Raw genomic sequence first — 10,561 nt, 5'->3', positions numbered from 1 at the left:
GCAAGCCCCCTCCCACATTTGGACCGGGATCGACACCAACATCCTGGTCGGCCCAGAGGCCGCTATCGGGGGCAAGCCCCCTCCCACATTGGACCGGGATCGACACCAACATCCTGGTCGGCCCAGAGGCCACCATCGGGAGCTAGCTCGCTCGCCACATGTCGGTGTCATATCAAAGCTGTGTAGATACCTATGCCCCAATGGGGCCAGAAGCTTCACAGCAAATACCCAGGCGAAAAAAAGCCCCGCATTCAGCGAGGCTCTTTTCAACTCATCAGGCCAATCAGCTACCTTTGACAGCCTTACCGTCAACAGTGCCATCCTGCAACATGATGTTGTATTCCTTGCCATCCGTTTCAACCTGACGCAAGGCAACCAGAATGCCGCCCTGGTCCTTGGCAAACCACATCTGCGTGATGCGCTTGCTCTGGGAAGGGTCACGCACGCGTTCAACCTTGATCGCGTCGATGGCGCCCACCTTGGTCTGGACCTTTTCCGGGCCAATGACGCGGAAATCGTAGGTATCGACGTCAGTGCCTTCGGCCACTCGGTAGCTCATGCTTTTCTTGCCGGCCGCCACATCGCGCTGAAGCGCGAGTTGATAGGTGGACTTGTCGAGCATGCCGCTTTCGAGGGTGACGTTAACCGGGTCCTTGTTTTCAAAACCGGTGATTTTCTTGGTTGCCTGGTCGAAATCCAGGTTGATCTTCTTCGCTTTGCCCAGGCCGCCGCGCTCGAAGCTGTAGCTCTTGGGTTGCAGGGTGTCCTTGTCGAACACGATCACGCTGGTTTCGGTCAGGCTGGCAATCATCATCGAGGCCTTGAAGTTCAAGGTCCACGTGCCGTCGCCGTTTTTGGTCAGGCTGCGTTCAGCCGAACCACTCATGGGCAGTTGCTTCCAGTCGGCGGTGTAGCTGACGGAGAAGGGGTGAAGGTCTGCCGCTTGCACAGCAGGCAGAGCGAACAGCGCAAAAGCGAAAAGCAGGGCGCGACGCATAAAATCTCCTAGGTTCGAATCAAGTGGCCGCTGGCCGCGAGTAACTGACCGTCCAATAATGCTCCCTGTTCACCAAGAATCAACCGACCCTCGACAAACCAGCGAACGGCCAGCGGGTAAATCCTGTGTTCCTGGGTGTGAACCCGTTGCGCAAGCGTCTGCGCCGAGTCGCCTGACTCTACCGGAACCACTGCCTGTACGACCAGAGGCCCGCCATCGAGTTCCTCGGTGACAAAGTGCACGGTGCAGCCATGCTCGCTGTCACCGGCATCGAGGGCGCGCTGATGGGTGTGCATGCCTTTGTACTTGGGCAGCAGGGACGGGTGGATATTGAGCAGGCGCCCTTCGTAATGGCGCACGAAATCGGCGCTGAGAATGCGCATGAAGCCGGCGAGCACCACCAGCTTGGGCTCGAAGGCGTCGATCAGTTCGATCAAGGCCTGGTCGAAGGCCTCGCGACCTTCGAACGCCTTGTGATCCAGCGAGCGGGTCTGGATACCCGCGTCCCTGGCACGTTGCAGGCCATAGGCGTCGCTGCGGTTGGAAATCACCGCAGCGATGCGCACCGGACTGTCGCCGGTCAGTGTGCTGTCGATCAGCGCCTGCAAGTTACTGCCGGTACCGGAAAGCAGCACCACGACATCACCTGTCGTGGGCATCCGCGCTTGCATCAATGGGCCTTGAGGTTCTTCAGTTCAACCTGGGCTGCGCCTTCGGCAGCCGTGGCGATCTGGCCGATGACCCAAGGTTGTTCGCCGGCTTCACGCAATACGTTCAGCGCGGTTTCAACGTGTTCCTGGGCCACGCAGATGACCATGCCCACGCCGCAGTTGAGCACGCGGTGCATCTCGGTTTCGTTGACGTTGCCTTTCTCTTGCAGCCAGTCGAAGACTGCAGGGCGCTGCCAGCTGGCCACGTCGACAATCGCCTGGGCGCCTTTTGGCAGTACGCGTGGGATGTTGTCCAGCAAGCCGCCGCCGGTGATGTGGGCCATGGCCTTGACGGCGCCGGTGTCCTTGATCAGCTTGAGCAGTGGCTTGACGTAAATGCGCGTCGGGGCCATCAGCAGGTCGGTCAGTGGCTTGCCGTCGAGCTGGATGTTCTCGATGTCGGCGCCGGACACTTCGATGATCTTGCGGATCAGCGAGTAGCCGTTGGAGTGCGGGCCGGAGGATGGCAGGGCAAGCAACGCGTCCCCGGCAGCCACTTTGGAGCCGTCGATGATCTCGGCTTTTTCCACCACGCCGACGCAGAAGCCTGCCAGGTCGTAGTCTTCGCCTTCGTACATGCCTGGCATTTCAGCGGTTTCGCCGCCCACCAGGGAGCAACCCGACAGTTCGCAGCCGGCGCCGATGCCGGTGACCACCTGGGTCGCGGTCTCGACATTGAGCTTGCCGGTGGCGTAGTAGTCGAGGAAGAACAGCGGCTCGGCGCCGCATACCACCAGGTCGTTGACGCACATGGCAACCAGGTCGATGCCGATGCTGTCGTGCTTGTTCAGGTTCAGGGCAAGGCGCAGCTTGGTACCCACGCCGTCGGTGCCGGAGACCAGTACAGGCTGCTTGTAGCCGGCCGGGATTTCGCAGAGGGCGCCAAAACCGCCCAGGCCGCCCATGACTTCGGGGCGCGCAGTGCGCTTGGCGACGCTCTTGATGCGTTCGACCAATGCTTCACCGGCGTCGATGTCTACACCGGCGTCCTTGTAGCTCAGGGAGGGTTGCTTGCTCATGATCCAGGCCTTTAGGGGGGATTCAGGGGTAACGACCGAGCCGGCAGGCACTTTTGGTAAAAGGCCCAGCCGTTGACGGTCTGCGAAGGCGCGCGATTTTATCAGGCTTGAGGGGCAGCGGCCATCCTCGGGCCGACGGGCAGGGCATATGAGCTTAAAAAATCCGGAATCGGCGCGGTAATGCAGCGTATTAAGGTATAGCCTTGAACCCGCTATCGTTATGACAGTATGAAAACTTGCCGAGACCCGTGAATGTTTTACCGGTCGCTGTGTCACAGCTTTGCCAAACCGAGATCACGCGGTCTGTTCCAGCCGCTAAATTTGTCGTTCGGGAATCTTCCATGCGTCTGTGTAAATTCTTTTTTGTAGGCTGCTTGTCATTGGTCAGCCTGGCGAGTCATGCCGAAACCCTCAATGGCCTCTATCAAGTCCTCGAACCGGTCAGCAGCCAGTCGCCCCAAGAGCGCGACCAGGCCACCCAGCGCGCCGTGCAGACCCTGGTCATCCGCCTGACCGGCGATGCCAAGGCCGTCGAAGGCCCGGGCCTGGCGGCGATCCGCAAGGACCCGCAGCAAATCATCAGCCAATACGGCTACGACGCCGGCCCGCCGGAAAGCCTGCAAGTGGATTTCGACCCGGTCAGCACCGATCGCGCCTTGCGTGACGCCGGGTTGGCGATCTGGGGCAGCAATCGACCTTCGATCCTCGGTTGGTGGCTGAACGACTCGACTGACGGCAGCAGCCTGGTCGGCGACGGCCAGGCGGTGGCGCAGACGCTGCGCCGGGCGGCCCAGCACCGTGGCTTGCCGCTGCGCCTGCCGCTGGGTGACCTGGACGAACAGGTCGTCGCCACCGCGCCGAACTTGGAAAGCGCAGACGCCACGCCGCTGCGCGCCGCCTCCGAACGTTATGGCGCCGATGCGTTGCTGGCCGTTCATGCACGCCAGGAGGGCAGCCAGTGGCAGGCCAAATGGCGCCTGTGGCTGGGCGACAAGACCGAGCAGGGCAGCGTCCAGGGGGCTGACACCGCCGCCGTCGCCGACGCCGTATTGCTCGCCGTCAGCCAGACGCTGGCACCGCGCTTTGCCGTCAAGCCGGGGGTCAGCTCCGAGCAGTTGCTTGAGGTGCAAGGCATGAACCTGGAGCGCTATGCCGCGCTGGGTCGGTTGCTTGAGCCCTTTGGTGGTCAGCCGCAGCGGGTGGAGGGCGATCGTATTGTGTATCGCGTCAATGGCAGCGCCGACCAGTTGCGCACCCAGTTGAGCCTGGCCAAATTGCAGGAAGTGCCGGCCGGTGAAGCTCCGGTCCAGCAACCGCCGGTCGACGGCGCACAACCGGCCGCCGCGCCTGAGCCTCAGGCGCAGTTACGTTTTCATTGGTAAATGAATAAGTGGGTAAGCGGTCTTCCTTCTATATAGAAGAGGGAAGCCAATAACAGAGGAAGTGGTTTATGGCGGATACGCGTCGTTGGGTGTGGCTTGGCGGGATTGTCCTGCTGTGCGTTTTTGTGTTCTTGCTGCATTCGATCCTGACGCCATTTCTGGTGGCGTTGTTGCTCGCCTATCTGTTCGATCCGGTGGTGGATCGCCTGGAGAAAGCCGGCCTGTCGCGAACCTGGGGTGTGATCGCGGTGTTTGCCTTGTTTACCCTGATCATCACCGCGCTGGTACTGGTGCTGGTGCCGATGCTGGCCAAGCAGCTGTATCGACTTTATGAGCTGGCGCCGCAGATGCTCGACTGGTTGCAGCACACGGCCATGCCGTGGGCCCAGGCCAAGCTGGGGCTGTCGGACGGGTTCTGGAAGTTCGACAAGGTCAAGGCGGCAATCAGTGAGCACATGGACAAGACCACCGATATCGTCAGTATGGTGCTCAGTCAGGCAACCGCTTCCAGCCTGGCGCTGATCGGCTGGCTGACCAACCTGGTGCTGATCCCGGTGGTGGCGTTCTATCTGCTGCGTGACTGGGACATCATGATGGCCAAGATCCGCAGCCTGCTGCCGCGCGACCGCGAGGAACGTATCGTGTCCCTTGCCGGCGAGTGCCATGAAGTCCTGGGCGCGTTCGTCCGCGGGCAACTGCTGGTGATGCTGGCGCTGGGCATCATCTACGCCGCCGGCTTGATGGCGATCGGCCTTGAGCTGGGTCTGTTGATCGGCCTGATCGCCGGCCTGGCCGCGATCGTGCCGTACATGGGGTTCGTCATCGGTATCGGCGCGGCGCTGGTGGCGGGGCTGTTCCAGTTTGGCGGCGACCTGTACCCGATGCTCGGGATCGTCGCGGTATTCATGGTCGGTCAGGCGCTGGAAGGCATGGTATTGACGCCGCTGCTGGTAGGCGATCGCATCGGTCTGCATCCGGTGGCGGTGATCTTTGCGATCCTTGCGGGCGGTGAGCTGTTCGGCTTTACCGGCATCCTGCTGGCGCTGCCGGTGGCGGCGGTGATCATGGTGCTGGTGCGGCATGTTCACGACCTGTACAAGGATTCGGACGTGTACACAGGGGTTGAAGACCCCGATCTGTAATCGAGGTATCACAAACCCGGCGTATCGCCGGGTTTGTTGTTTATGGGGGCGGGGGCGTCAAACAATTCGCGTAAAACCAGCAGGTTAACGCAAACCTTTGATTTTGCTTATGGTCTGCTGCATTGTGCGCCCGGCGCCACGCGTATAAACTTTGCAAACTTTACACAGAGGCCACTCACGGTTCGATGGGAGCCGTTCAGTCAGCATGAAACCGATTCAGCTGCCCCTAGGTGTGCGTCTGCGTGACGACGCTACCTTTATCAATTACTACCCAGGCGCCAATGCCGCTGCACTCGGCTATGTCGAGCGCCTCTGCGAAGCCGACGCCGGGTGGACTGAAAGCCTGATCTATCTGTGGGGCAAGCATGGCGTAGGGCGTACCCACTTGCTGCAGGCCGCGTGCCTGCGTTTCGAGCAGATGGGCGAACCGGCGGTCTACCTGCCTTTGGCCGAGCTGATGGACCATGGTGTGGGGATCTTCGACAACCTCGAACAATATGAACTGGTGTGCCTGGACGACTTGCAGGCCATTGCCGGCAAGGCGGATTGGGAGGAAGCGCTGTTTCATCTGTTCAACCGCCTGCGCGACAGCGGCCGGCGCCTGTTGATTGCCGCGTCCACCTCGCCGCGTGAACTGCCGGTGAAGCTGGCCGACCTCAAGTCGCGCCTGACGCTGGCGTTGATCTTCCAGATGCGCCCCCTGTCCGACGAAGACAAATTGCGCGCCCTGCAACTGCGCGCTTCGCGTCGCGGCCTGCACCTGACCGACGAGGTCGGGCATTTCATCCTTACCCGTGGCACGCGCAGCATGAGCGCCTTGTTCGATTTGCTCGAACAGCTCGATCAGGCCTCGTTGCAGGCCCAGCGCAAGCTCACCATTCCGTTCCTCAAGGAAACCCTCGGCTGGTAGCCAGCCCTTGTGTTTACAGGCTTTCGGCAAATTCCAGGCGCCAGAAAACCTGCGTTTGAGCCAGTTTGGCTACGCAAAGGTCAGGTGTCAGGGATCAAGGCTTAGATGGCGTGGTCCAAGCAAGAAGTCACAAAGAACTCGATTGAATTTGCAAATCGATGTGATAGTGGGCATAGTCTCGGCTTCTTTACACATCAGCCACGGTCGTGCCCATGCTAAATCGCTTCGCACCCCTCGTGCCTCTCGCACTCGTTACCCTGTTGTTTGGTTGCGCCTCCCACCCTCAGCAGGTGGTAGAACAGCAAAAACCACAGGTTCAAAATCAGGCTAAATTCGTTGTTGCACAGTCTGCTTCTGTTTATGAAGAAGAGCTGGCAACCGAAAAAGAACTTGTCGACTTCTCCGGCAGCAAGCCTTACCAGCTTCCCGTTCTGGCCGACAGCATTCTCGAACGCGGCATGTCCCTGATCGGTACCCGTTACCGTTTCGGCGGCACCTCCGAGGCCGGTTTCGACTGCAGCGGTTTTATCGGCTACCTGTTTCGTGAAGAAGCCGGCATGAATCTGCCGCGCTCCACCCGCGAAATGATCAACGTGAAAGCACCGTTGGTCGCGCGCAACAACCTCAAGCCCGGTGATCTGCTTTTCTTCAGTACAGCCGGTCGCGGTCGTGTCAGTCACGCCGGTATCTACCTGGGCGATAACCAGTTTATCCACTCCAGCAGCCGTCGTAGCGGTGGGGTGCGGGTCGATAGCCTGGGCGACAGCTACTGGAGCAAAACCTTCATCGAAGCCAAGCGCGCACTCGCCATGGCCCCGTCTACGGTGACCGCCAGTAAGTAAAGTTAAAGTGATACTTGAAGTTTGACACGTAAGCGCTAGAATCCCTGGACATTGTTGTAATCCGTTCGCGCGAGCCCTGCTTGCGCGTTCTGGTTTTCAACGTTCGGCAGCGAAAGCCGCATCCAGTCCAGGATTGTTCTGCACATGTCGACCTCGGCCCGCCTCATTCTGCTTGTTTGCGCCGCGCTCCTCAGCGCCTGCGCGAACCGTCCACCGCCGCCCGCGCCCGTCGCGGTCAAGCCCAAGCCGGTGTTCAACTATTCCACCCAGAATTTCTCGCCTGCCGCCGAAGATGTGCTCTTCCGCGCGCTGGGCCTGGTGGGCACGCCCTATCGTTGGGGCGGCAATACACCGGACTCGGGGTTTGATTGCAGCGGCCTGATTGGCTTCGTCTATCGCGATGCGGCCGGGATTTCCCTGCCGCGTACCACCCGCGAACTGATCGTGATGCGCGCCCAGGACGTCAGCGAGCAAAACCTGCAAACCGGTGACCTGCTGTTCTTTGCCACCGGTGGGGGCTCGCGGGTGAGCCACGCCGGGATCTATGTGGGCGAGGGCCGTTTTGTGCACGCGCCGCAGACCGGCGGTACAGTGAAGCTTGATACCTTGTCCAAGGCGTATTGGCAGAATGCCTACTTGAGCGCCAAGCGCGTGCTGCCGGCCAACTTGGCACGCAATCCCTGAGCCTGAGTTAGACATAGACCCGATTCAAATGTGGGAGGGGGCTTGCCCCCGATGAGGGAGGGTCAGTTGATAAATTTTCAGCTGACCCACCGCCATCGGGGGCAAGCCCCCTCCCACATTGGTTTTGTATCTGTCTCGGAAATATTTATTTGGCAGCAGACACCCGCCACACCTTGTTCCCCACATCATCCGCCACCAGCAAATCCCCTTGCTGATCGATCACCACGCCCACCGGCCGACCCATGGCGTTCTCATCTTTATCAAGGAACCCGGTCAGCACATCCACCGGTTTGCCCTTAGGCTGCCCACCCTCGAACGGCACGAAGATCACCTTGTAGCCACTGTGCGGCTTGCGATTCCACGAGCCGTGCTGGCCGATGAACGCACCGTTGCTGAACTGCGCAGGAAGTTTGTTGCCGGTGGCGAAGGTCAGTCCCAGCGACGCGGTATGCGGGCCGACCGCATAGTCCGGCGCAATGGCTTTGGCCACCAGTTGCGGGTTTTGCGGGGTGACGCGCACATCCACATGTTGGCCGTAGTAGCTGAAAGGCCAGCCGTAGAAGGCGCCGTCCTTGACCGAGGTGATGTAGTCCGGCACCAGGTCACTGCCGATCTCATCGCGTTCGTTCACCGCCGTCCACAGCTTGCCGCTCTGGGGTTCCCAGGCCATGCCGTTGGGGTTGCGCAGGCCGGAGGCGAAAATACGATGCTGGCCCGTGGCGCGGTCCACTTCCCAGATCGCCGCCCGGCCTTCTTCGGCTTCCAGGCCGTTCTCGCCGACGTTGCTGTTGGAGCCGACGCTCACATACAGCTTGCTGCCATCCTGGCTGGCCACCACGTTTTTGGTCCAGTGATGGTTGAGGCTGCCACCCGGCAAGTCGACGACCTTGGTGCCGGCCGCCTTGATCGCGGTTTCGCCAGGCTGATAGGGGAAGCGCAGCAACTTGTCCGAGTCGGCCACGTACAGGTCGTTGCCGACCAGGGCCATGCCGAACGGCGAGTTGAGGTTTTCCAGGAACACCGTGCGCGTTTCGGCGACGCCGTCGTGGTCGGCGTCGCGCAGCAGGGTGATGCGGTTCGGGCTCGGCACGCCTGCGCCGGCGCGGCCCATGACTTTTTCCATGACCCAGCCGCGCACCCCTTTGCTGTCATCCGGCTTGGGCGGTGCGTTGGTCTCGGCCACCAGTATGTCGCCGTTGGGCAACACATAGAGCCAGCGCGGATGCTCCAGGCCCTCGGCGAATGCAGTCACCTGCGTGCCGGCAGCGGCGGTGGGCCTGGCGCCGTCGGGCCAGCCGACAGCCGGCGCGATGTTCACGGTGGGGATCAGCGTCTTGTTCGGTTCCGGCAGCTTGGGCGAGGGCCCGGTGCCATCGGTCACCTGCAGCGTAGAGCTTTCTCCGCAGGCGGCGAGGGTGCCGGCCAGCATGATCAGTAAGGCGAGTCTGGTTTTATGCATGGTGTTCTCCTGAATACCTGTAAGGGTAGAGAAGCACATCACCTTGATGGTTCAAGTACAGGACCAGCTTTAATTGACGCTCCACCCCCAACCCACTAACCTTCGCGGCTTGTTCCAGGTGCTCTGTGGCGTGCGCGTCGACGGAGTGAAACAGGGAAGCCGGTGAGTGAGCGCACTTGTACACAGTGCTGCCGCAATTCCGGCGCTGCCCCCGCAACGGTAAATGAGTCAAGACGGCGCTGTTGGCCACTGTATCGCAGGCGATATGGGAAGGCGCGCCGTCGGCCTGCACGGTCTTTTTACACAGACTGAGCGCCACTCATGAGCCCGGAGACCGGCCTGAAGCATCCAACAGCATCACGGTGGGCGATGCTTGGCTGTCTGTTTTCTTTTTTCCTGCCCGCCGTTTTTGTCCAGCCCCAACGGAGAGCTGCCATGACCGATACCCCCGACCGCGACGAACGCCACCTGGCGCGCATGCTGCGTAAAAAAGCCGTGATCGATGAACGCATCGCCAATTCGCCCAATGAGTGCGGGTTGCTGCTGGTGCTGACCGGCAACGGCAAGGGCAAGAGCAGCTCGGCCTTCGGCATGCTGGCCCGGGCCATGGGCCATGGCATGCAGTGCGGCGTGGTGCAGTTCATCAAGGGCCGCAACAGTACCGGCGAGGAGATGTTCTTCCGCCGTTTCCCCGAGCAAGTGCGCTTCCATGTGATGGGCGAAGGTTTTACCTGGGAAACCCAGGATCGCCAGCGCGATATCGCCGCCGCCGAAGCGGCCTGGGCGGTGTCCAGGGCGATGCTGACTGACCCCTCCATCGGCCTGGTGGTGCTGGACGAGTTGAACATCGCGCTCAAGCATGGCTACCTTGACCTGGACCAAGTGCTTAGCGACCTGCAGGCCCGTCCACCGATGCAGCACGTGGTGGTGACCGGCCGGGGCGCCAAGCCTGAACTGATCGAAATGGCCGATACCGTCACCGACATGGGCATGCTCAAGCACGCGTTCCAGGCCGGTATCAAGGCCCAGAAAGGCGTCGAACTTTGAATCAGCCCCGTCATTGCCCGGCCGTATTGATCGCCGCACCGGCGTCCGGCCAGGGCAAAACCACCGTCACCGCCGCGTTGGCGCGTCTGCACCGCAACCTGGGGCGCAAGGTGCGCGTATTCAAATGCGGACCGGACTTCCTTGACCCGATGATTCACGAACGCGCCAGCGGCGCGCCGGTCTATCAATTGGACATGTGGATGGTCGGCGAGCAGGAAAGTCGTCGCCTGTTGTGGGAAGCGGCGGGGGAGGCCGACCTGATCCTGATCGAGGGCGTGATGGGCCTGTTCGACGGCACCCCTTCCAGCGCCGACCTGGCGCGGCATTTCGGCGTGCCGGTGCTGGGCGTGATCGACGGCACGGCCATGG

General features: G+C 61.2%; 10 protein-coding genes, 1 pseudogene and 1 riboswitch. Of the genes and pseudogenes, 7 read left to right on the top strand and 4 right to left on the bottom strand.

Going from position 1 to position 10,561, the window contains the following annotated elements; genetic code table 11:
* Positions 1 to 283: 283 nt before the first annotated feature.
* From BFP90_RS06125 to purM, 3 genes are read right to left on the bottom strand one after another with little or no spacing between them, the layout of a single operon-like run.
* Positions 284 to 997 (bottom strand): DUF3108 domain-containing protein, encoded by a 714-nt coding sequence (locus tag BFP90_RS06125; RefSeq protein WP_065884494.1) that lies wholly within the window; start codon positions 995 to 997, stop codon positions 284 to 286.
* An 8-nt stretch (positions 998 to 1,005) separates the two neighbouring features.
* Entirely contained in the window at positions 1,006 to 1,656 is a 651-nt protein-coding gene (gene purN, locus BFP90_RS06120) for a phosphoribosylglycinamide formyltransferase (RefSeq protein WP_065896272.1), read from the bottom strand.
* 11 nt (positions 1,657 to 1,667) lie between these two features.
* On the bottom strand, positions 1,668 to 2,726 hold the full coding sequence (purM, locus tag BFP90_RS06115; protein ID WP_014719398.1) for a phosphoribosylformylglycinamidine cyclo-ligase: 1,059 nt from the start codon (positions 2,724 to 2,726) through the stop codon (positions 1,668 to 1,670).
* Positions 2,727 to 3,067: 341 nt separating this feature from the next.
* Between purM and BFP90_RS06110 the strand changes: the two genes are divergently transcribed.
* The 5 genes from BFP90_RS06110 to BFP90_RS06090 all read left to right on the top strand — a co-directional run bounded on the left by BFP90_RS06110 (position 3,068) and on the right by BFP90_RS06090 (position 7,686).
* The gene (locus BFP90_RS06110) at positions 3,068 to 4,108 is read left to right on the top strand and encodes a DUF2066 domain-containing protein (RefSeq protein WP_065892598.1); all 1,041 of its coding nucleotides are present in this window, start codon (positions 3,068 to 3,070) and stop codon (positions 4,106 to 4,108) included.
* Between the two features lie 68 nt (positions 4,109 to 4,176).
* Complete coding sequence (locus BFP90_RS06105) at positions 4,177 to 5,250, top strand: AI-2E family transporter (RefSeq protein ID WP_065884497.1); 1,074 nt, start codon at positions 4,177 to 4,179, stop codon at positions 5,248 to 5,250.
* Between the two features lie 205 nt (positions 5,251 to 5,455).
* Entirely contained in the window at positions 5,456 to 6,160 is a 705-nt protein-coding gene (gene hda / locus BFP90_RS06100; RefSeq protein WP_065884498.1) for a DnaA regulatory inactivator Hda, read from the top strand.
* Between the two features lie 212 nt (positions 6,161 to 6,372).
* Entirely contained in the window at positions 6,373 to 7,002 is a 630-nt protein-coding gene (locus tag BFP90_RS06095; RefSeq protein WP_065892597.1) for a C40 family peptidase, read from the top strand.
* 144 nt (positions 7,003 to 7,146) lie between these two features.
* Complete coding sequence (locus tag BFP90_RS06090; protein ID WP_065892596.1) at positions 7,147 to 7,686, top strand: C40 family peptidase; 540 nt, start codon at positions 7,147 to 7,149, stop codon at positions 7,684 to 7,686.
* 145 nt (positions 7,687 to 7,831) lie between these two features.
* Here BFP90_RS06090 and BFP90_RS06085 read toward each other — a convergent pair whose 3' ends face one another.
* On the bottom strand, positions 7,832 to 9,145 hold the full coding sequence (locus BFP90_RS06085; RefSeq protein WP_065896250.1) for a PQQ-dependent sugar dehydrogenase: 1,314 nt from the start codon (positions 9,143 to 9,145) through the stop codon (positions 7,832 to 7,834).
* A gap of 99 nt (positions 9,146 to 9,244) precedes the next feature.
* Positions 9,245 to 9,503: riboswitch (cobalamin riboswitch) on the top strand.
* A 77-nt stretch (positions 9,504 to 9,580) separates the two neighbouring features.
* On the opposite strand from BFP90_RS06085, the gene cobO reads away from it, so the two are divergent.
* Positions 9,581 to 10,192 (top strand): cob(I)yrinic acid a,c-diamide adenosyltransferase, encoded by a 612-nt coding sequence (cobO, locus tag BFP90_RS06080; RefSeq protein ID WP_065896249.1) that lies wholly within the window; start codon positions 9,581 to 9,583, stop codon positions 10,190 to 10,192.
* Positions 10,189 to 10,561, top strand: a pseudogene (locus BFP90_RS06075) (cobyrinate a,c-diamide synthase); the annotation flags it as partial. The gene cobO and the pseudogene BFP90_RS06075, both read left to right, overlap by 4 nt.

Origin of the sequence: Pseudomonas sp. 24 E 13, assembly GCF_900004715.1 — a bacterium.
In the GTDB taxonomy this organism is placed as follows: Bacteria; Pseudomonadota; Gammaproteobacteria; order Pseudomonadales; family Pseudomonadaceae; genus Aquipseudomonas; species Aquipseudomonas orientalis_A.
Note: the sequence above shows the minus strand (reverse complement) of the source record. Positions and strands in the feature narration are given on the sequence as shown.

Excerpts from the sequence above, each read along its gene's own strand:
- BFP90_RS06125 (WP_065884494.1), bottom strand. The coding sequence starts at position 997 with ATGCGTCGCGCCCTGCTTTTCGCTTTTGCGCTGTTCGCTCTGCCTGCT.
- purN (WP_065896272.1), bottom strand. The coding sequence starts at position 1,656 with ATGCCCACGACAGGTGATGTCGTGGTGCTGCTTTCCGGTACCGGCAGT.
- purM (WP_014719398.1), bottom strand. The coding sequence starts at position 2,726 with ATGAGCAAGCAACCCTCCCTGAGCTACAAGGACGCCGGTGTAGACATC.
- BFP90_RS06110 (WP_065892598.1), top strand. The coding sequence starts at position 3,068 with ATGCGTCTGTGTAAATTCTTTTTTGTAGGCTGCTTGTCATTGGTCAGC.
- BFP90_RS06105 (WP_065884497.1), top strand. The coding sequence starts at position 4,177 with ATGGCGGATACGCGTCGTTGGGTGTGGCTTGGCGGGATTGTCCTGCTG.
- hda (WP_065884498.1), top strand. The coding sequence starts at position 5,456 with ATGAAACCGATTCAGCTGCCCCTAGGTGTGCGTCTGCGTGACGACGCT.
- BFP90_RS06095 (WP_065892597.1), top strand. The coding sequence starts at position 6,373 with ATGCTAAATCGCTTCGCACCCCTCGTGCCTCTCGCACTCGTTACCCTG.
- BFP90_RS06090 (WP_065892596.1), top strand. The coding sequence starts at position 7,147 with ATGTCGACCTCGGCCCGCCTCATTCTGCTTGTTTGCGCCGCGCTCCTC.
- BFP90_RS06085 (WP_065896250.1), bottom strand. The coding sequence starts at position 9,145 with ATGCATAAAACCAGACTCGCCTTACTGATCATGCTGGCCGGCACCCTC.
- cobO (WP_065896249.1), top strand. The coding sequence starts at position 9,581 with ATGACCGATACCCCCGACCGCGACGAACGCCACCTGGCGCGCATGCTG.